We start from the raw sequence: 21117 nt of genomic DNA, 5'->3' as shown, positions 1-21117 counted from the left end.
GTCACCGGAATGGCAGGACAGGCCACGGTGCTTGAGGACGGTAGCCGTCTTAGTCGGTTGGATCGCAATCTATTGAAGTTAGAGCAGTTTCTGGCGCTGATCAGCGGGCTCGCCGTGTTCGGACTTATGGTGTTGGCTGTGGTCTCGGTCAGTGGGCGTAATGCGATCAACGCGCCGTTGCCGGGGTATGTGGACTGGATCGAGCAGGCCATGCCCTTAATCGCCTTTCTGGGCATTTCCTATGTGCAGCGCGAAGGCGGCCACATCCGTATGGACATTGTCATCTCGCGCCTGCATGGCCGGGCGTTGTGGCTGTTCGAGCTGATCTCGGTGATCCTCATCCTTGTTCTGATGCTGGCGCTGGTTTGGGGCAGTTGGTCCCATTTCGACCGCTCTTTCGACTTTGGTGCTCCGATGTGGAGCCGCGACAGTTCGATTGACATCGGAATCCCGCTCTGGCCCGCCAAGCTGCTGGCGCCAGTGGCCTTTTCAGTCCTGTGTGCACGGTTGGTGCTACAGGTTTGGGGATATGGTCGCGCCTTTGTATTGGGTCTAGAGCATCCTGTGGCAGTACCGCTGATCCAAGATGCGGCGGCGCAAGCCGCTGCTGAAGCTGAGCAATTCGAGGGGCAGGACTAGCGTATGGACACGATAGACATTGGTCTGTGGGTCACTGGTGGCCTGCTGCTATTGGTTGTCACAGGAATGCGTGTGGCCTTTGCGGCCGGGCTTGCCGGGTTGGTCGGACTGGTCTGGATTTTTTGGGCAAAATTCGGATACGACCCCGATCGCTTTGGCAAGGCACTGACGGTCGCGGTCAAAACGGCCGGGCAGGTGCCGCATTCCAAAGTTGCCGCCCATACGCTCAGCCTGATCCCAACCTTCATCCTGATCGGTTATCTGGCCTATTACGCGGGTCTCACCCGCGCGCTGTTCGAAGCGGCCAAGCGCTGGGTGGCGTGGGTGCCGGGTGGGCTGGCGGTTTCGACCGTGTTTGCGACTGCCGGGTTCGCCGCGGTATCGGGTGCGTCGGTCGCCACCTCTGCCGTCTTCGCCCGGATCGCCATCCCCGAGATGCTGAAGGTCGGTTACAATAAGCAATTCGCCGCCGGAGTCGTTGCCGCCGGGGGCACTCTGGCGTCGTTGATTCCGCCTTCGGCCATCCTGGTGATCTACGCCATCATCGTTGAGCAGGACGTGGGCAAGCTGTTGCTGGCCGGTTTCATTCCAGGGGCGTTCTCGGCCGTGATCTACGGGCTTTTGATCGTCGGCATTGCTGTGTTCTTCAAAACTGTCGGCCCCCCTGTCACGGGCTTCACGTGGAAACAACGCTTTGCGTCCTTGCCCGGTGCCCTCCCGATCGTGGCCGTGATCCTGATCATCATCTGCTTTGTTTACAACCCTTTCGGAGAACAGGCCTGGGGCACTCCGACCGAAGGCGGCGCCATCGGAGCCTTCATTGTCTTCTGCTTTGCCCTGTTTCACGGGATGCGGTGGACCGAGTTGAAATCGGCGCTGCTGGAAACCGCCAAGTTGACAGCCATGATATTCACGATCATCTGGGGTGTGCTGATCTATGTGCGTTTTCTGGGATTTGCGGATTTGCCGGGGGTGTTTTCGGATTGGATTACCTCATTGGAAATGTCGCCGATGCTGATCCTGATCTGCATCCTTCTGGCCTATGCGGTGCTGGGCATGTTCATGGACGCCATCGGTATGCTGTTGCTGACTTTGCCGGTGGTCTACCCGGCCGTTATGGCCCTGAATGGGGGCGAAACTGTCAGCGCCGCTGAAAGCACGTTTGGCATGTCCGGCCCGATGTGCGCGATCTGGTTCGGAATACTGGTGGTCAAAATGGCCGAGTTCTGCCTGATCACGCCCCCAATCGGCCTGAACTGCTTCGTGGTCGCGGGTGTGCGCCCGGACCTGAGCGTTCAGGACGTGTTTAAAGGCGTTACGCCATTCTTCATCGCAGACGGCGTGACCATCGCGCTGCTTGTGGCATTCCCGAGCATTGTTCTCTACCTGCCATCTCTTGCCGGATAGAAAAAGCCCCCGGGGGTTAACCGGGGGCGAGGTACTGCTTTTGCGGGTTCTTCAGCTTGCCCGCATGAGCATCCCAAATAGATCACGCGGGTCATCTGGGTCGGCCAGCATGTCCAAAGGCTCAAAGAAGTCTGTGCCTTCGATGGCAGATTTGATGTAACGCAGAGCCGAAAAATCCTCGATCGCAAAGCCAACACTGTCGAACAGGGTGATCTGACGATCATCGCGGCGCCCTTCGGCCTGTCCGGTCATGACTTGCCACATCTCTGTCACCGGGTGATCGTCCTCCAGCGCCTGAATTTCGCCTTCGATCCGCGTTTGCTCGGGGTATTCAACAAAGATATCCGAGCGCAGAAGGATATCGCGATGCAGTTCCGTTTTGCCGGGGCAGTCACCGCCGATGGCGTTAATGTGGACGCCGGGGCCGACCATGTTGTCGGTCAGGATCGTGGCGTATTTCTTGTCAGCCGTGCAGGTCGTGATGATAAGCGCGCCCTCGATAGCCTCTTCAGGGGTGGTACAGGGTACGACGGTCAGGCCCTTGCCCTGCAGGTTAGCGGCACATTTGCTGGTTGCGTTACTGTCGGTGTCATACAAACGCACGGTGGTGATCCCGCACATCGCCTTGAAGGCCAGACACTGGAACTCCGACTGGGCACCGTTGCCGATCATCGCCATGACGGTTGAGGACTTTGGTGCCAGATAACTACCGACCAATGCCGAAGTTGCCGCTGTTCGCAATGCGGTCAGCATGGTCATCTCGGTCAGCAGGGTAGGATAGCCGGTGTAAACATCCGCCAACAGGCCAAAGGCGGTCACCGTCTGCAACCCCTCTGAGGTGTTCTTCGGATGGCCGTTGACGTATTTGAACCCGTAAGCCTCGCCATCCGAGGTGGGCATCAACTCAATTACGCCATGCGGCGAGTGGGCCGGGATGCGCGGGGTCTTGTCAAAGCTCTCCCAGCGTTTGAAATCGGATTCGATCTGGGCTGCGATCTGGGTGATCATCCGCTCGACCCCGACGTGATGCACCAGACGCATCATGTTGTCGACGGACACGAAGGGCACAAGCGCCTTGTCAGAAGGTTGCATCGGGGTCTCCTATCGGCGGGACAGGTGGATGCCTGCAATCATGCAGCGCACGGATCCACCGGCAGTTTCAATTGTCGGAACCGAGAGCGGCAGCGGTGTGGCGCTGGCCTCGATTGTGGCGATTTGTTCAGGAGTGAGCGCGGCGAGCGCGCGACTGGACAGGGCCAGCACCAGGCCGTCGCGACCGCTGAGTTCAATGGCATTGCCGGCGAACTCGGCGATCTGCTCGTAGCTCAGATCAATCACGGTACGACCGCTTTCCTCAAGTCGCGCCTTGACCGTCGCGCGCCGTTCCGCGTCTGTGATCATATCCAGACAGATCAGCGCGTAGTTGGTGCCAATGCCCATCAGAACATTGGTGTGATAGACATCGCGCCCCTCTGCATCCTTTGCCTCGAACACGATGGGTTCATAGTTGAAATGGGTGCAGAACCTCTCCAGCAACACGGGATCGGCGCGATTGGATTTGACCGTATAGGCGACGCGGCCGATGTGATCCAGAACCATGGCGCCAGTACCTTCCAGCGCCAGCTTGTCCTGTTCCAACCCGGAATAGTCGATCACGTCCTGAACGCGGTATTCCTGTTTCAGCATTTCGATCACGTCTGCCCGGCGTTCGCGTCTGCGCGACGGAACGTACATCGGATAGATCGCCACATGCCCACCGGGATGGGTCGAAAACCAGTTGTTCGGGAAAACGCTGTCTGGTGTGTCAAGATCGCCGAGATCGTCGAAGACGTGAACTCTCACACCAGCGTCCCGCAACTGAGCGACCGCTTTGTCATGTTCCGCGCGTGCCGCGGCCGAGGGTTCGGACGAGCGCGTGGCGAGTGTCTGGAACGCGTTGTCGCCCTGCGTCTCGGGGTTTGAGGTAAAGGCATGGGGCCGGATCATCACAACGGCTGAAGGGGCTTGCAGGGACTGCATTAGAAACTCCGGGTTGGGCGGTCAAAAATGCGGCGCCCCAACAGTGAGGCGGCCAGATCTACCATAAGTTTTGCGGTACGCCCGCGTTCGTCGAGGAACGGGTTCAACTCGACCAGATCCAGCGAACAGACGAGGCCGCTTTCGTGCAGCAGTTCCATCACCAGATGCGCCTCGCGCTCGGTTGCGCCGCCAGGGACGGTGGTGCCGACGGCGGGGGCGATGGAAGGATCGAGGAAATCGACATCCAGCGACACGTGCAGGATGCCGTTGGCAGCCCGAACCCGATCCAGGAACGCTATTAGAGGCGCTTTTATCCCGTGCTCGTCAATGCTGCGCATATCGGCCAGCATGGCGTGGTCCTGCTCCAGCCGGGCACGTTCGGCCGGGTCGACGGAGCGCAGGCCGATCATGCCAACGCGGTTGGTTGGCACCGGGGCTGTTACAGGCGGGAAGGCGTCGAAACCGGGCTGGCCTGTGAAGTACGCCACGGGTGTGCCATGCAGGTTGCCGCTGTCTGTGCTGTCGGGCGTATGAAAATCGCTATGAGCATCCAACCAGAGTACGAAGAGCGGTCGTCCGAGTTTTTCAGCATGGACTGCCATTCCTGAGACGGTACCCATCGATAGGGCGTGATCACCGCCCATAAAGATTGGCAGGCCTTTCGGTGCCATGTCCTTCGCCGTTCGGCTTAAGGCGCTGGTCCAGCCGATTACTTCGGGCAGGGCGAACAGATGTGTGTGCTTGGGGGTTGCCGTTTTGTCCGGGATGATGTCACCCAGATCGGTCACCCGGTGTCCCAGATCCGCCAGGGCCTGATCCAGACCCGCCACGCGATAGGCATCAGGCCCCATCCGGCAGCCCTGTCGCCGCTTGCCAGCGTCCATCGGAGCGCCGACCAATACTACGTGTTTACTATCCATATGACTATTTAGGGCTGCGGGCCGGGTTGCGAGAAGAGGGCAAATTGTTCAAAATGAAACTTAGATATACAAAATGAGAAACTATCATGGACGATTTGGATAGCAGACTGCTGAATGCTTTGCACCGAGACGCGCGGGCATCGCTGTCCGAGTTGGCCGAAACGCTTGGCGTTACCCGCACGACTGTCCGCAGCCGCCTGCAACGCCTGAAGCAATCCGGTGAGATCGTGGGCTTTACCGTCCTGACCCGGCAGGACGTGGCGGAAAGCCCGGTGCGAGGGTTGATGATGCTGGAGATCGAAGGACGCGGAACCGAACGGACGATGGCCCGTATCGCCGCCCTGCGTCAGGTCCGCGCCGTGCATACGACCAATGGCAGTTGGGACCTGATCGCCGAAATCGGAACCGAAACTCTAGCCGAACTGGATGAGGTTCTGTTTCAGATCCGGAGGATGGAAGGGATCACCAAGTCCGAGACCAATCTGTTGCTGTCCACGCGCAAGGGTCGCGTCTGATCCGCCCATAGTGCTTTGAGGATCAAGGAAAATGTGCAAGAGTTCCCTCGCGCGGCCGATCCGCCCGCGGGATCATTGCAGCACCTCAAAGCAGGGAAAAACCATGACCACGCAGGAGACAGGCAAAGAACTCTGGGCTGTACGCTGGGCTGAGCGGGTTACCGGGTTTCTCGAGAAACCTCTGGTTAGGATTGCGGTGCCGATCCTGGTCACCCTGATCGCGCTGGTGGTGCTGCACGAGTTGTCTCATCATGTGAAATGGGGGGACGTGCAAACGGATGTGGCGAACACCTCGTGGAAGCTGCTGTTCATTGCCTTCTGCTGGACATGTTTCAGCTTTCTGTCTCTGTCCATGTATGACGTGCTCGCCGTGCAGAGTGTGGCGGACGGAGAGGTGCCTTTACCAGTTGCAGGCATGGCCGGGGCCAGCGGTTACGCCGTATCCAACTGTCTTGGGTTTTCCTACATTACCGGGACGGCCATCCGGTATCGCATCTATGCCTCGCTTGGGCTGGACCTGAGCCGTGTTGCCGGAGTCATAGCCACCTCGTGGATCGCGTTCTGGTCAGGGTTGGTTTTGTTGCTGGGTATCCTTCTGACCTTGCACCCCGACGGGATTTCCAACGTTCTGCCAATCAGTGACACGATTGAAACCGTGATTGGTATGTGCCTGCTGACGGCGGTCGTTGTCCTGTTCCTCTGGCTCGCAAAGGGGGGGCGCAGGCTGGCGTATGGCGGGCTTGGGTTCAATTTGCCCGGTGGCAAGCTGGCCGGTTTGCTGACATTGGCCGCGATCGGAGACCTGTTTGGTGCCTCGATGGTGCTTTATACGCTGATGCCCGATGATATTGGGGTCGGCTATCCTTATTTCTTCACGATCTATATCGGGGCGATTGCCGTTGGCATCGTCAGCCACGCACCGGGTGGAATCGGCGCGTTTGAGGCAACGCTGATCGCCGGGCTGGGGGCTTCGGGCCGGTCTGACGTGATCGCGGCCTTGCTGCTTTACCGGTTGGTCTACACCTTCCTGCCCTTTGCCATTGCCAGCCTGTCAATCGCTGTCGCCTCGGCGCTGACGCATCGCCACCACATCAGCGGAGCGGCAACTTGGGTCTATCGTGCAATCCGACCGATTGTTCCGATGGTGGCCGCAGGCGTAACTGCGGTGGCGGGAATCATCCTGCTGGTTTCGGGCGCTTTGCCGTCCAGTACGCAGAACCTTGGCGTCTTGCGGGACTTCCTGCCTTTGTCCTTTGTCGAAGCTTCCCATTTGGCTGGCAGTGCGGTTGGCGTTCTGCTGATCCTTGTCTCGCGCGGGCTGTTCCGCAAGCTCTATCGCGCGTGGATCGTGGCGATGTTGCTGATGGTGGCTGGGTTTGTGGCCTCACTGACCAAAGGGCTGGATACGCATGAGGCGATCGGCATGTTGGCCTCGATCGCCGTATTGGCGACCTTCCGCGGGGCGTTTTACCGCGTCAGTGGCGCCTCGATCTTTCGCCTGAACATCCCGTGGTTGGTCAGTGTCATCGCATTGCTGGCTGTCATTTTCTGGATCGGTCTGTTCGCCTATTCCCACGTCGAATACCAGAACGCGCTGTGGTGGGAGTTTGCATGGAACGGCGACGCCTCGCGCTTTCTTCGGTCCAGTCTTGTGGTGGCGGTCATTCTTGGGGTGGTGGCGGTGAATTCGTTGTTCGGGCGGGAAATTCCCCAGTTGAAGCGCATCGAAATTCCGCCAGCCGTTGAACGACTTGCACTGGAAAGCGAAGATACCGAGGCACAGATTTCACTGACCGGAGACAAACAATTCCTGATCGCACCGGATGAAAGCGCGTTTCTGGCCTATGCCGATACCGGCAACGCGCTGATCACCAAGGGAGAGCCGGTTGGGGATGAAAAAGCCGGCCAGCAACTGATCTGGCAACTGCGGGAATTGGCGGATCGTGAGGGCAAGCTGTGTGCGTTCTATAGTGTTTCGACCAAGTATCTGCCGACCTTTCTGGACCTTGGTCTGTCGATCCTGAAAATCGGTGAGGTCGCCCGGGTGCCGCTGAAAGACTTCTCATTGGACGGTAAATCCCGCAAGCGGTTCAGACAGGCCAAGCATCGTGCGGAACGCGAAGGTTATGTTTTTGAGGTCATTCCGAAAGAGGAATTGTCACCGGTCCTGCCCGAGCTGCGCAAAGTTTCCGATGACTGGCTTCAGCAAAAGGCGGGCGAAGAGAAGGGGTTTGCCCTTGGCGGGTTCGACGAGAAATACCTGTCCTATTTTGATCATGCCGTGCTGCGAAAGGGCGACACAGGCCAGATCGTTGCCTTCGCCAACCTGTTTCAGGGCGGGCACAAATCCGAATTGTCGTTGGACCTGATGCGGTATGAGCCGGACGGCTCGAATTTCATCATGGACGCTTTGTTTGCCGAGATGATGTCCTGGGGGGCGGAGCAGGGGTTCCACTGGTTCTCGCTGGGGGCGGCGCCGTTTTCGGGGATCGAGAACCGGCAGCTGGCGTCATTCTGGAACCGCGTCGGCGGGTTCGTCTATGAGCATGGTGAGCAGTTCTATCACTTTGAAGGGCTGCGGTCGTTCAAACAGAAATTCGACCCGGAATGGAGCCCGAACTACTTGGCCAGCCCGGGCGGTTTGGCTGCGCCGCGCATTCTTTACGAGGTCAATGTCCTGATATCCGGCGGGCTGCGCGGGCTGACGAAGTAGGGGTCAGTTCAGGCTGGCGCGGGTCGGGGTTTCCTGCAGCAGATCGCCCCAATCTGTGCGATAGGCCATTTCGGCCAGAACGGTCTCGGGCAGGAACTCCCGATTTTGACGGATCTGCCAGCCACCGCCCAGACCCTTGTACACCGCCACCAGATTGCTGGACACCTGCTGTCGCGACTCGATCAGATTGGCCTGCGACCGTAGCAGCGCAGTTTGCGTGTTCAGGATGCGGGAATAATCAGCAATGCCGTCGCGGTATTGGTCCACAGCAATCTCGGCCGCTTTGCGCGATGCCGCCACGCTGTTCTCATAGAACCCAACCTGCTTGCGCGACTGGGCATAGGCAACCATCGCGCTTTCAACCTCGGAATAGGCAGTCAGAACGGTGTTCTGGTAATTCGCGATCAAGGCCTGATAGGCCGCGTCCTGAGCGCGGACGTTATTCTTGATCCGGCCATAGTTCAGCACGTTCCAGACCACACCTGCATTGGCCAGACTGGTGGTGCTAGCCGAAGAAAACAGATCCCGCCCGCCCGAGGCTTGCAGACCGATGGACCCCGAAAGAATGAATTGGGGGTAGAGATCGGCCATTGCAATTCCGACCTGGGCCGACTGCGTTGCCGCCGCCAGTTCGGCTGCGCGCACGTCCGGGCGGCGGCGCAACAGCTCGGCCGGAACACCAACGGCGACGTTGGAGCGGGCCGAGGGGATGCGCCCGGAATTGCCCAGCAGGCTGGTCATCCGCGACGGAGTGGTGCCCAGCAAAACGGCTAGCGCATTCTTGGCTTGCTGTATGTCGCTCTCAATCTCGGGCACCAGAGCCTTAGTGTTGTTCAGCAGGGCCGTGGACTCCTGCACGTCCAACTCGGTTGTTACGCCGTTGTTGAAACGCAATTCGGTCAGGTCAGCGGATTCTTGTTGCAATTTGATGTTTTCACGTGCGACGGCTAGGGACTCTTGCAAGGCGCGGATATTTACGTACAGCGCCGCGACGTCGCCGGTCAGCGTAACCAGTGCGTCGTCATAGTTTGCCACCTGCAACGCCAGATTTGAGCGCGCGGCCTGAACACCGCGGCGTTGTTGGCCCCAGACGTCCAGTTCCCATTGTGCATCGAAACCAACTTGCGAGGTAGAAAACTCGGTATCCAAGGGAATGATCCGTTGGATATCGGAAATCGGTCCGAGGTTATCGCTGATCTGCCGCCGCTCAATCGATCCTCCGATAGCCTGCGATTGCGGGTACAGCTCTCCGAACGCAATCCCCAACTGCGCGCGGGCTTGCAGAACGCGGGCTCCTGCGACCTGCAGATCGAGGTTCTGCGCATAAGCCTCGGCGATCAGTTTGTTCAGGGTGGGATCGTTGAACGTCTCCCACCATTTAACCACCGGCGCACTGCGCGAGGTCAGGCCGCTAGGACCGGTGCTGGGGCTGTTGACCTCAATCCATTCTTTCACGACCGGAGAATTCGGACGCACGAAATCCGGGCCGACAGGTGCGCAGCCGACCAGCAGGGTCGCGCATAGGGCAGTGCCGATCAGTGTGCGGTGAAGCTTGGCCCGGGTCATGTCATGCGTCCTCAGATATCCAAAGGTCTGATGAAGTTGGCGAAAGAGTAAAGGCGGATGTTGATGCGCCGCAGAAACTCGAAGCTTTTTCCCTGACCGGTATAGATTGCCACCGCCGCATGTCCGCCTGCGGGGAAAGTGTGACCATCCGGGATATCGACCGAGATCTGCACCGCGATGCGCCCCGGCAGTTTTGGTAGTTCAAAGCCGGGCAGGCGGCCCGAGGGCAGGTACTGACCCTGACGGGTTGCCCACCAGATCGCCTCGACCCTGCCGGTGAGAATCTCGCCGGGATACAGGTCCAATGCCACTTCAACCGGCTGACCGACTTCGACGAATTTCAGGTTCTGCTGGCGGTAGGTGGCCAGGATATAGGGGTTGTCCTTGGTGACAAAACTGGCGATTGCACCCAAACGGATATCACCCACAACCAGACCCGGACGGGCTTGTTGTGATACGATCATACCGTCTTCGGGTGCGTAAATCGTTGTGTTATCAAGGAAGTACTGGGCTTTTTCCAACTGAGCCTGCGCCTGAAGGATGCCGGTGTTCACTCCGTCAATCTGAGAATTCAGCGCCAATTGCGCTTTTTCCAGATTGGCTTCGGCCTCTTTGATCTGCGCCTGATCCTCGGTGACCTGTTCATTCCAACGATCCAGCTCATCCTGACGTGCACCGCCCGCAGGCACGAGGTTTTCATAGCGCGCTTGTTGCGTCAGCGCATAGGCCAGTTGCGCGTTTGCGCGTTCTACGTTTTCACCCGCGACAATGACATCCTGTTCCAAGATCTTGGCGTTCTGCTCGGCTGCGACCAGTTGCGCGCTAGCCTCCTCGACCTCTAGCGCGAACACGGTGTCGTCAAAGCGGTAGAGGGGATCGCCCTTCTTGACCTCGGTGTTCGGTTCGACCAGCACCTCGGTCAGAATGGTCGGTTCGGTCAGCCGCGGCACGATCTGAATGGTCGAACGGACAACGTGGCTGTCGATCGAGAACGGCTGAAAGAACCGTAGCGCCACCAGAAACACCAGCAACAGGTGTGCACCAATCCAAAAGGTGACAATCCCCCAGGTGATGTTGAACTTCAGCCATTGAACTTTGAAAAAAATGAACCAGACGAAAATGATGTAGAACAGCGTAATGCCGAGGGCGACGAACATAGTCTGTGAATTCCTTTGGCTTTAGCTCTTCTGTGTGTCGTCCGGGTCCAGCGGGTCGCGGTATTCTTCGTTTACCGTACCGCCCAACCGTTTGATTTCCTTGCGAATGGCATCCTTTTCGTCATCAGGCGTACGGCGAATGTCAACGGTAACGCCATCGTGGAATGCCCACATGAAGGCATGAACCCAAGGAACAACTGCCAGAAACCCCATCCAACCCATGATCTTGACTGCTTCGGCGTGTGGATGGTTGCGTTTGATCGCGATCCGCCCCGGCAGCCCCATGATGAACAGAAACAATGCCATCACTGCTGCCAGCAGCAATATCAGTGCCACGAAGGTCAGATAGTCGTAAAAGCCAAGCGGCTGTCCCAGTAAACCCATGCTCGTGCCTCCTTTTGGGAAGGTTACCTCATCCTCAGCCGTTGCCACCCATTTCGTCAATCAATTTATAGCTGGTGGGAGGATCGGCGCAGATACCCGGCCCGCATTCCACCAAGGTCGAGACCGCATTCAGCGCGGCCAAACCGAACATGATGAAAAACGTGGTTTTCGCCAGCTTGCTGCCGCCGAAACGGGGCTGTGGCTCTTTGTTGAACTGGCGGTCAAACAACAGCATGAGTGCCGTGCCCAGCAGGATCAGGAAAAAACAGATCGCGGCCCAAGTGTAATAATGCAGCCCCAGCACGGGCGAGCCGTAATGCCCGGTTCCCGGCACGATATGCAGCAGGATCTGGCGCACGGAAACACTGCCGCCGAACAATGCCGCGAGCAGTATTATTGCGTAGTGCCGGGGGCGGGCACCGTAGAGCAGGTTCAACCCCAGTCCCACGCCCACAGCGACGAAGCCAACCCTCTGCAACAGACACAATGGGCAGGGCAGTTCGTATAGTTTCAGCTGATAGATATAGGCCAGCAACAGCACCAGAGATACCGCCAACATGCCAAGCGCGTTCAGGCTGCGTGAGAGTTCCGGTGTCATCTCAGCCCTCCTACAACTGGATCGTCAGTTGGCTGGTGGCGTGGAACTTAAACCAATACACACTCAACGCCAGCGTGAAAAAGAACAGCACATTGGCGGCTGTGGTGCGATTGAAATAATTCAGCCCCATCGTGGCTGTAAGTAACGCAAATAAAAGCGCTATCATGGCCCGGTTCTCCCCTCCCGTGCGACGATTGCTGTATGGGGCGAGTGTGTCAGGTGATAGCCGGTCTGGCAAGAACCTGCGTTCAGGATTCACTTTTAATGAGAGTTACTTAACGTTAATCGCAGAGTTTGACGTGGGTTTTCCACTCCTTGCATTTCCAGGTCAGCTCATCGGGCAGGGCGTGGTCGGTGTAGAGCACATCAACATCGGACAGCGAGGCAATCCGCGCCGGGGCGGCGCGCTGGAACTTGGACTGGTCGGCCACAAGACAGGTCCTGCGCGCCTGCATGATGATGGTCTGGCTGACCCGCACTTCCTGAAAATCGAAGTCCAGAAGGTCTCCGTGAATGTCCAGCGCGGAACAGCCGATGACCGCATAGTCAAACTTGAACTGTTCAATGGTCGATATCGTCAGGTTGCCGATCAATCCACCGTCGGATCGTCTCAGCACGCCACCGGCCACAACTATCTGACAATCTGGGTTGTCCACCAAGATGTTTGCGACGTTCATGTTGTTGGTCACCACCATCAGGTCTTTGTGGTTCAGCAGTTGCCGGGCAACGGCCTCGGTCGAGGTGCCGATGTTCAGGAACACAGACGCACCGTTTGGGATATCCTGCGCACATGTCTGAGCGATGCGCGCCTTGGTGTCGGCGTTCAGAGCGCGGCGATCCTCATAGCCGATATTCGACACACCCGAGCGCAGGACCGCGCCGCCATGTACCCGGTCGAGTTTGCCCATGTCGGCCAGTTCGGACAGGTCACGGCGGATGGTTTGAACCGTGACTTCGAACCGCGTGGCCAAATCTTCAACCATCACGCGGCCGTCCTGTCTGGCGATGTTCAGGATATCTGATTGGCGAAAGGATAAGGACACGGCTGGCTCCGAATACGGTGTTTTCGTTTTTGTTCTGTTTTTAGAAATTTTCAACTCATTGAGGGATGGGAAAAGGTTATCCGCGTGAATATGTGACAAAACGAACATAAACGAAAACAAACGTTGACGAAACGAGGGTGCGTAAGGTTAATGAACGCGCGTTTTCCACCAATGGGGAATCATCCGGATATGAAACAGACACAGGATCAGATCTCCGATCTCTTTATCATCGGCGGCGGTATCAACGGGTGCGGTATTGCCCGCGATGCTGCGGGGCGGGGGCTGTCGGTGACATTGGCCGAGATGAACGATCTCGCCTCGGCGACGTCTTCGGCCTCGACCAAGCTGTTTCACGGCGGGTTGCGGTATCTGGAATACTTTGAGTTCCGCCTTGTGCGTGAGGCGTTGATCGAGCGCGAAACCCTGCTGCGAGCGATGCCACATATCAGTTGGCCGATGCGGTTTGTGCTGCCGTATCACGAGGATATGCGGTTTGACTCGGAAACCCCGACCTCGCGCCTGCTGAGCATGGTGATGCCGTGGATGAAAGGGCGGCGCCCGGCGTGGCTGATCCGCCTCGGCCTGTTCTTGTATGATCATCTGGGCGGGCGTAAAATTCTGCCCGGCACGGATGCGCTGGACCTTAAAATCGCACCCGAAGGGCGGCCGTTGCATGACAAGTTCGAGACGGCCTATGAGTATTCGGATTGCTGGATCGAGGATTCCCGGCTGGTTGTTCTTAATGCCCGCGATGCCGAGGCGCGCGGGGCAAAGATCATGATCCGTACCGAGGTTCTGTCGGCGGAACGTGTAGGCGACCTGTGGGAGGTGACGGTACGGGATCGTGACAGCGACGAGACATGTGTTGTTCGGGCCAAAATGCTGATCAACGCGGGCGGTCCGTGGGTCGGGGACATCATCCAGACGAAAATCCGCGTGAATTCGCGTGAAGGCGTTCGGCTGGTGCGCGGTAGTCATATCGTGACCCGCAGGCTGTTCGACCACGATAAATGCTATTTCTTCCAAGGCGAAGATGGTCGCATCATCTTTGCCATCCCGTATGAGCGCGACTTCACCCTGATTGGCACCACGGATCAGGATCATCCGAATCCGTCCGAGCCTCCGATCTGTACTGCAGCCGAGCAGGATTACCTGTGCGCCTTCGCAACGAAGTATTTCAAAAGCCCGGTGACCCGCGATGATATCGTCTGGACCTATTCCGGCGTGCGGCCCCTGTACGATGATGGGGCCAGCAGTGCGACGGCTGCGACGCGGGATTATACCTTGAAGGTCGACGCGCAGGGCGGAGCACCGGTGCTGAACGTCTTCGGTGGCAAGATCACCACCTATCGGCGCTTGGCGGAGAGCGCGCTAGAGAAAGTTGCTGAGCATTTTGCAGACCTACCTGGACCCTGGACGGCAGGGGTTGCTTTGCCCGGTGGGGACTTCGCTGTCGATGGAGTGCAGGATCTGGTGGCTGGACTTGAGGCTGATTTCAGCTTTCTGGATCGCGCCTGGGCTGAACGTCTTGTACGGGCCTATGGTACCGAGGCCCGCGCTATTTTAGGCGATGCCAAATCCGCGGGCGATTTGGGAGAGGACTTTGGTGCCACTCTGACCGCGAGGGAACTGGAATGGCTGATGGACCAGGAATATGCGCGCAAGGCTGATGATGTCGTCTGGCGCCGAAACAAATTGGGCTTGCGGCTGACTGCCGATCAGATTGCCCGGATCGATGATTGGATGTCGCAGCGCTGCGCGCAAGCCGCTGCCTAAGAAAAAGCCCCACCTGTCTGGCGGGGCTTTTTGTTGAGTTACGCTGCTTCCTCGGAAGGTCCCGGATCATTCTTTGTTCCCTTGATCCATTCCCTGAGGCTTTGCATCAGGGCATACAGAACCGGAACCAGAATCACACCGACCAGCGTGGCCGCCAGCATGCCGCCAAACACGGCGACGCCGATGGCTTTCTGGCTGGCCGCACCTGCGCCGCTCGCTGCCAGCAGCGGCACAACACCCAACAGGAAGGACAGCGCGGTCATCATCACCGCGCGGAACCGCTGGAATGCGGCCTCGGCGGCGGCGTCCTTGATCGAAAGACCGTTGGCCCGCTGCTCCATCGCAAACTCAACGATCAGAATGCCGTTTTTCGAGGCCAGACCAACAAGCATGATCATCCCGATCTGCGTATAGAGGTTGATGTCACTGCCCACGATGGCCACGGCAGCCACGGCCCCGAACAGGGCGACAATCACCGATAGCAGGATCGAAACCGGCATCGTCCAGCTTTCATATTGCCCGACAAGGAACAGATAGCCGAACAGGATAGCCAGACCCAGAATGACGATCACGAGACTGCCCGAAGCCAGCTGTTGCTGCGCAGTCCCTGTCCATTCGAACGCATAGCCTGGGGGTAGGGCGGTCGCTGATTCCTCGGTCATGACATTGATCGCATCGCCCGTCGAAAGCCCCGGCGCAGGAACTGCCGTCACAGTCGCCGAGCGGAACAGATTGTGGCGTTTCAGAAGCACCGGACCCAGCACGTTTTCAACATCGACCAGCGTTCCAAGCGGAACCATCTCACCCTGTTGCGAGCGGACATAGAGGTTTGAAATGTCCTCGACGTTGTCGCGATAGCTGCCGTCGGCCTGGATCATCACGCGATAGACACGGCCGAACAGGTTGAAGTCGTTCACGTAGTAGGACCCCAACTGCGCCTGCATGGTCTGGAACACTTCGGCCACGGATACTTGCAGCGTCTTGGCCTTCTCACGGTCCAGATCGACGAAAAGCTGCGGCACGTTTGCTCGGAAAGTGGTGTAGGCCTGTCCGATCTCGGGCCGCTGGTTCGCCGCATAGACGAACGATCCCACGGCCGAGGCCAGATCCTGAGGCGTTCCGCCCCCGGTCTGCTGGACCTCCATCTCGACACCTGCAGACATGCCCAAGCCTTGAATGGGCGGCGGGTTGAAGGCCACGATCGAGGCCGCGGACTCACCATAGGCGATGGCCAGTACCTTTTGCAGGATCGCCTCCGCGCTCAGGCCGTCTTCCTGACGCTCATCCCAGTTATCCAGGTTCACAAAGATCGCAGCGCCGTTAGTCGTGGTGCCATTCAGGATCGAGAACCCGTTGATCAGAACGGTGCTGGCCACGCCGGGGATCTGCTGAATCTGATCATCGACCCGGGCGGAGACAATCTCGGTACGTTCCAGCGTCGCCGCATCGGGCAGTTGAATGTCGACAAACAGATAGCCGTTGTCCTCAAGCGGCAGGAACCCGCTGGACGTATTTGACATGATTGTCCCGGTACCCATAGCCAGCGCGGCAATCACACCAAGGCCAATGACCGGAAGGATCAGCAGCTTGCGCACGATGGCCACATAGCCGCCACGAATGGTGCCAATGAAATTCTCAAACACCGCCAACAGCCCCTTTGGCGGACCCGAGCGAGCACGCAGAACCAGCCCGCACAAGGCCGGTGACAGGGTCAGCGCGTTGATTGACGAGATCACAACAGCGGTCGAGATCGTCACAGCGAACTGCGAATAAAGCCGCCCAGAGATACCCGGCATAAAGGTCACTGGTACGAACACGGCCAGCAGAACCAGCGTGGTCGCGATGACCGGGCCGGTGATCTGACCCATGGCCTTTCGGGTTGCCTCGGCAGGGGGCAGCCCCTCGTCGGCAATGATCCGTTCTACGTTTTCAACCACAACAATGGCGTCATCCACCACGATCCCGATGGCCAGAACCAACGCGAACAATGAGATCGTGTTCAGCGACATGCCGAAAAGCAGCAAGAAGGCGAATGTACCGATCAGAGAAACCGGGATTGCGACAGCGGGAATGATCGTGGCCCGCCAACTACCCAGAAAGATGAAAACAACCGTGATCACCAGCGTGAAGGTCATGATCAGCGTTGTGACCACGTCGTTCAGCGACTGTTCCACAAAGTCAGTTGTGTTAAACGGCACGGCGAATTCCACATCCGTGGGAAAGCTGCGCGACAACCGCTCCAGTTCGGCCTCGACCCGATCAGATACTGCCAGCGCGTTGGCGCCGGGGGCCTGATAGATGCCAATGACGGTTGCCGGAACACTGTCAAAGAAACCGGAGGCCGCATAGTACTCCGCGCCCAGTTCTACCCGTGCGATATCCTTGACCCGCACAATTGAACCGGCATCACCGGTCCGAATGACAATCTCACCGAACTCATCGGCCGAAGTCAGGCGGCCTTTGGTTTTGATCGTGTATTGAAACGTTTGCCCCTCGGGCACCGGAGGCGCACCGATCGAACCGGCTGAAACTTCGACGTTCTGCTCGCGGATGGCGTTGATCACATCCCCGGGCGTGATGGACAAGGCCGCCATCTGATCAGGGTCCATCCAGATCCGCATTGCGTATTCCAGATTGGTCAAAACGTCCGCGCGACCCACACCCTGAACCCTCGCCAGAGCGTCTTTCAGGTTGATCGAGGCATAGTTCGACAGAAACACACTGTCATAGGTGCCATTGGGTGAGGTAAGAGTGACCAGCAACAGCATATTGGTCGATGCCTTCTGCGTGACCACACCCGAGGACGTCACCTCGGCCGGCAACGAGGACATCGCCTGCGCCACGCGGTTCTGCACATTGACCGAGGCGATATCGGGGTCGGTTCCGACTTCGAATGTGATGTTCAGCGAGTAGGAACCGTTATCGGACGAGGTGGACGTCATATAGATCATGTCGTCCACACCGTTCACCTGAGCCTCAATAGGCGCAGCGACGGTGTTTTCCACGGTTTCGGCGTTAGCGCCGGTATAGGTGGTGGTCACACTGACCACTGGCGGCGTGATGTCCGGGAACTGGGCGACCGGCAAAACCAGATAGCCTATCCCGCCCATGATGGTCAGGACCAGCGAAATAACAAGCGCCAGCTTGGGCCGGCTAATGAACAGGGCAGAGAACATCTGTTACTCTCCCGGCTGCTCAGAGGCCACGACCGCATCCACGGCCACGCCCGGACGAACCCTTTGCAGGCCCTCAACGATCACGCTTTCTCCTTCGCGCAATCCTTCTTTTACGATGATCGCCGAGTCGACACCATCTCCGGTGGTGATATAGCGTTGTTCGACCATCTGCTTGTCATTTACGACCAGCACAAAATCGCCTCTCTGGTCACGTTGCAGCGCGGCCTGAGGGATCAGAACCTCGAGAGTGGGTTCAAGCGCCTCTATGTGCACGTTCAGAAAGGCTCCGTCGACGATCAGTCGGCTGTCATTGTCAAACTCGGCGCGCATCGTGATTGCGCCGGTCAGGGGATCGATCCGGTTGTCGACGAAAACGATCTTTCCTGTCTCGTCCAACTCGGTCCCGTTCGGCAAAGTCACGCGAACAACGGGGCTTTTCTGGCTTTCAGCCAGCGACGAGGCGTTTTCGCCTACGGTTTCAAGAACGGTCGTAAATTGTTTCTCATTCAGGGAAAAATTAACATAGATTGGGGCTTCGCTGACGATATTGACCAGCGGAGGATTGGTCGGTCCGACAACGTCACCGACACTAATCGCAACCCGACCGATGCGGCCCGAGAACGGGGCATGGATCTTGGTATAGCTCAGGTCCAGCTCGGCCTGTTGGATGGCGGCCTTGGCGGATTTGACCTCGGCCTCGGCGACCAGTTCGTTGGCGCGGGCGATGTCCCGTTCGGATTCCGGCGTGGCATCGCGTAGGTAGAGTTCTTCCTTACGGGCCAGTTCGACCTTGGCGAGTTCCAGGTTGGCTTCGGCCCGGTCCAGATCGGCATTGCGGGCTTCCAGTGTCGCTTCGTAGAGGTCGGGTTCGATGGTGAACAGAACGTCACCTTGTTTTACCAGCGCCCCGTCTTCCACGTCCTGACTTTCCAGAAAGCCGCTGACACGTGCCACGATGTCCGCTCTGTCCAAGGCTTCAGCCCGCCCGATGAACACGGCTTCATCGGTGATTTCCTGCGTATAGGCCGCAGCAATGGACACTTTGGGCGGTGGTGCGTCGCCTTGATCCTGTGCCAGGGCCGCATGTGCCATGCCCATGCAGACCAAAGCCGCAATGAATGGCCCGCAGAAGCGGGATCGGGAAATCTTCAATGCAAGGGACATGGCAGGCGCCTCGTTAAAACTACGGTTTTTGCGCCGAGGCAGGCTGAGCACCCCGACGAGTCGATTGAATTCTTGGTCAGGATGGCGGTTTTGCGTGTATATCTCAAGCTTCTTGAATACGATTAATTTATCCCGGTTCGCGGAATTTTTCGCGCCATCCGGTCAACTTAGACCGGCTTTCTTAACCGCGCGTTTCAAAATTCACGTCGGGATTACGAAAATGGGGGCCGTGTATGCCCCCGTTCCACGTTCAATATCAAGTGTTCGATCAGTTGCGTGTGCCGGCAAATCTGGTCTGCCAGTCTTCGCGCTGTTCGTCGGTAATTTTGGCGAACAGAACGTCGGGCACGGTAAAGGCGTGCCCGGCGGGCAGGGCGCTGAGTGCGGCCGCGACATCATCGGGCCAGTTTGTGTCCAGCGTGTTCATCGCGCTTAGCATTTTGGCCGAGGTTTCGGGGATGAAGGGGGCGCTTAGAACGGCATAGAGACGGATCAGGTTCAGACCCAAGCGCACCTGAGCTGCGGCCTGTTCCGGGTCTTCCTTGAATGTCGACCACGGAGCGGCGGCTTGCAGGTATTCGTTACCTGCCACCCAGATCGCCCGCAGTTCCTGCGCGGACTTGCGAACCTCCATTGCCTCCATATGCCCTTCATAGGCGCGGACGCGACGGGTGAGCTCCTCGATCAGTGCCTGTTCACGCTCGCCATAGCTTCCGCCTTCGGGCACGGCTTCTGAGAATTTCGAACGGCAGAACTTGGTGATCCGGCTGACAAAGTTGCCCAGCACATCAGCCAGATCTTTGTTCACCGACTGCTGGAAGTTTTCCCAGGTGAATTCGCTGTCACTGCTTTCCGGCGCATGGCTCAGCAGCCACCAGCGCCAATAGTCGGCGGGCAGAATCTCCAGCGCCTGATCCATAAACACGCCACGGCCTTGGCTAGTCGAGAACTGACCGCCATCGTAGTTCAGATAGTTGAAGGATTTCAGGTGGTCGACCATCTTCCACGGCTCGCCCGATCCCAGAATTGTGGCCGGGAAGGACAGTGTATGGAATGGCACGTTGTCCTTACCCATGAACTGCACATATCGCACGTCGTCGGCGCCTTTGTCGGTACGCCACCAGCGCTCCCACTCGGCATCGGACTTGCCATTGGCATCCGCCCATTCCTTGGCACAGGCGATGTATTCGATCGGCGCGTCGAACCAGACGTAGAAGACCTTGCCTTCCATGCCCGGCCATTCCTGATCACCTTTCTTGACCGGAACACCCCAGTCCAGATCGCGGGTAATGCCGCGATCCTGCAGGCCGTCGCCATCATGCAGCCACTTCTTAGCAATCGAGGTGGTCAGGATCGGCCAGTCAGCCTTGCCATCGATCCACTTATCCAGTTGATCCTTCATCGCGGATTGCCGCAGGTACAGGTGTTTGGTCTCTCGCACCTCCAGATCGGTTGAACCGGAAATGGCCGAGCGCGGCTCGATCAGATCGGTTGGGTCCAGCTGCTTGGTGCAATTCTCGCACTGATCCCCGCGTGCGCGCTCATAGCCGCAGTTGGGGCAGGTGCCTTCAATGTAACGGTCGGGCAGGAAACGGCCATCAGCGTTGGAGTAGACCTGTTTTTCACTGACTTCGCGGATCAATCCGGCATCATCCAGCTTACCCGCGAAATGCTGTGTCAGACGCTTGTTCTGATCACTGGACGAACGGCCAAAGTGATCGAAACTGAGGCCGAAACGGTTGGCGATATCCGCCTGAACTGCATACATGTCGGCGCAGTATTCGGCCACTGGTTTGCCCGCCTTGGCAGCAGCCAGTTCCGCCGGCGTACCATGTTCGTCGGTCGCGCACAGGAACATGACCTCATTCCCCCGGCCACGCTGGTAGCGCGCGTACAGGTCGGCAGGCAATTGCGAGCCGATCAGGTTGCCGAGGTGCTTGATCCCGTTGATGTAAGGGATCGCCGAAGTGATGAGAATCCGAGCCATTTTGCGCTTCCAAGTATCTATCTGCGCGCCCGTCTACCTTATGTGACCCGCCA

General features: G+C 58.2%; 17 protein-coding genes. 5 read left to right on the top strand and 12 right to left on the bottom strand.

What is annotated here, in order from left to right; all coding sequences use genetic code 11:
* Nucleotides 1-9 precede the first annotated feature (9 nt).
* Both ACR0IK_RS04460 and ACR0IK_RS04455 read left to right on the top strand, forming a co-directional pair.
* Complete coding sequence (locus ACR0IK_RS04460) at nucleotides 10-639, top strand: TRAP transporter small permease subunit (protein ID WP_480589723.1); 630 nt, start codon at nucleotides 10-12, stop codon at nucleotides 637-639.
* A 3-nt stretch (nucleotides 640-642) separates the two neighbouring features.
* On the top strand, nucleotides 643-2046 hold the full coding sequence (locus tag ACR0IK_RS04455; protein WP_480589725.1) for a TRAP transporter large permease: 1404 nt from the start codon (nucleotides 643-645) through the stop codon (nucleotides 2044-2046).
* Between the two features lie 51 nt (nucleotides 2047-2097).
* Here the strand turns inward: ACR0IK_RS04455 and ACR0IK_RS04450 are convergent, their stop codons facing one another.
* Genes ACR0IK_RS04450 through rocF form a run of 3 tightly spaced genes read right to left on the bottom strand, consistent with a single transcriptional unit; the run spans nucleotide 2098 to nucleotide 4985 of the window.
* On the bottom strand, nucleotides 2098-3138 hold the full coding sequence (locus tag ACR0IK_RS04450; protein WP_480589727.1) for an ornithine cyclodeaminase: 1041 nt from the start codon (nucleotides 3136-3138) through the stop codon (nucleotides 2098-2100).
* Between the two features lie 9 nt (nucleotides 3139-3147).
* Complete coding sequence (gene ctlX / locus ACR0IK_RS04445) at nucleotides 3148-4065, bottom strand: citrulline utilization hydrolase CtlX (RefSeq protein ID WP_480640588.1); 918 nt, start codon at nucleotides 4063-4065, stop codon at nucleotides 3148-3150.
* The gene (gene rocF, locus ACR0IK_RS04440; protein WP_480640587.1) at nucleotides 4065-4985 is read right to left on the bottom strand and encodes an arginase; all 921 of its coding nucleotides are present in this window, start codon (nucleotides 4983-4985) and stop codon (nucleotides 4065-4067) included. Before rocF ends, ctlX begins: the two co-directional genes overlap by 1 nt.
* An 86-nt stretch (nucleotides 4986-5071) precedes the next feature.
* Between rocF and ACR0IK_RS04435 the strand changes: the two genes are divergently transcribed.
* Together ACR0IK_RS04435 and mprF are read left to right on the top strand one after the other, a co-directional pair.
* Complete coding sequence (locus ACR0IK_RS04435; protein WP_170324645.1) at nucleotides 5072-5500, top strand: Lrp/AsnC family transcriptional regulator; 429 nt, start codon at nucleotides 5072-5074, stop codon at nucleotides 5498-5500.
* Between the two features lie 103 nt (nucleotides 5501-5603).
* Complete coding sequence (gene mprF / locus ACR0IK_RS04430; RefSeq protein ID WP_480640586.1) at nucleotides 5604-8213, top strand: bifunctional lysylphosphatidylglycerol flippase/synthetase MprF; 2610 nt, start codon at nucleotides 5604-5606, stop codon at nucleotides 8211-8213.
* Between the two features lie 3 nt (nucleotides 8214-8216).
* Here the strand turns inward: mprF and ACR0IK_RS04425 are convergent, their stop codons facing one another.
* The 6 genes from ACR0IK_RS04425 to ACR0IK_RS04400 all read right to left on the bottom strand — a co-directional run bounded on the left by ACR0IK_RS04425 (nucleotide 8217) and on the right by ACR0IK_RS04400 (nucleotide 12961).
* Nucleotides 8217-9779: an efflux transporter outer membrane subunit gene (locus ACR0IK_RS04425; RefSeq protein ID WP_480640585.1), complete on the bottom strand. Its 1563-nt coding sequence runs from the start codon at nucleotides 9777-9779 to the stop codon at nucleotides 8217-8219.
* A gap of 11 nt (nucleotides 9780-9790) precedes the next feature.
* Nucleotides 9791-10936 (bottom strand): HlyD family secretion protein, encoded by a 1146-nt coding sequence (locus tag ACR0IK_RS04420; RefSeq protein ID WP_480640584.1) that lies wholly within the window; start codon nucleotides 10934-10936, stop codon nucleotides 9791-9793.
* A 21-nt stretch (nucleotides 10937-10957) separates the two neighbouring features.
* Nucleotides 10958-11320 carry a DUF3302 domain-containing protein gene (locus ACR0IK_RS04415; protein WP_480589740.1) on the bottom strand — a complete coding sequence of 121 codons (363 nt, stop codon included), beginning with the start codon at nucleotides 11318-11320 and terminating at the stop codon, nucleotides 10958-10960.
* A 34-nt stretch (nucleotides 11321-11354) separates the two neighbouring features.
* A complete protein-coding gene (locus tag ACR0IK_RS04410; RefSeq protein WP_480640583.1) occupies nucleotides 11355-11918 on the bottom strand; it encodes a disulfide bond formation protein B in 564 nt (187 codons plus the stop codon).
* A gap of 10 nt (nucleotides 11919-11928) precedes the next feature.
* The gene (locus ACR0IK_RS04405) at nucleotides 11929-12084 is read right to left on the bottom strand and encodes a DUF5993 family protein (RefSeq protein WP_480589746.1); all 156 of its coding nucleotides are present in this window, start codon (nucleotides 12082-12084) and stop codon (nucleotides 11929-11931) included.
* Between the two features lie 115 nt (nucleotides 12085-12199).
* Nucleotides 12200-12961 (bottom strand): DeoR/GlpR family DNA-binding transcription regulator, encoded by a 762-nt coding sequence (locus ACR0IK_RS04400; protein WP_480640581.1) that lies wholly within the window; start codon nucleotides 12959-12961, stop codon nucleotides 12200-12202.
* A gap of 189 nt (nucleotides 12962-13150) precedes the next feature.
* Here ACR0IK_RS04400 and glpD point away from each other — a divergent pair, with 189 nt between their 5' ends.
* Nucleotides 13151-14737 (top strand): glycerol-3-phosphate dehydrogenase, encoded by a 1587-nt coding sequence (gene glpD, locus ACR0IK_RS04395; RefSeq protein ID WP_480640580.1) that lies wholly within the window; start codon nucleotides 13151-13153, stop codon nucleotides 14735-14737.
* A gap of 38 nt (nucleotides 14738-14775) precedes the next feature.
* On the opposite strand, the gene ACR0IK_RS04390 is transcribed toward glpD, so the two are convergent.
* From ACR0IK_RS04390 to metG, 3 genes are all read right to left on the bottom strand, one after another.
* Nucleotides 14776-17913 (bottom strand): efflux RND transporter permease subunit, encoded by a 3138-nt coding sequence (locus ACR0IK_RS04390; RefSeq protein WP_480589754.1) that lies wholly within the window; start codon nucleotides 17911-17913, stop codon nucleotides 14776-14778.
* Between the two features lie 3 nt (nucleotides 17914-17916).
* The gene (locus ACR0IK_RS04385) at nucleotides 17917-19077 is read right to left on the bottom strand and encodes an efflux RND transporter periplasmic adaptor subunit (RefSeq protein ID WP_480640579.1); all 1161 of its coding nucleotides are present in this window, start codon (nucleotides 19075-19077) and stop codon (nucleotides 17917-17919) included.
* Between the two features lie 268 nt (nucleotides 19078-19345).
* On the bottom strand, nucleotides 19346-21064 hold the full coding sequence (metG, locus tag ACR0IK_RS04380) for a methionine--tRNA ligase (protein WP_480640578.1): 1719 nt from the start codon (nucleotides 21062-21064) through the stop codon (nucleotides 19346-19348).
* Nucleotides 21065-21117: the final 53 nt, after the last annotated feature.

The organism is Ruegeria sp. BF7, assembly GCF_056538605.1.
Note: the sequence above shows the minus strand (reverse complement) of the source record. Positions and strands in the feature narration are given on the sequence as shown.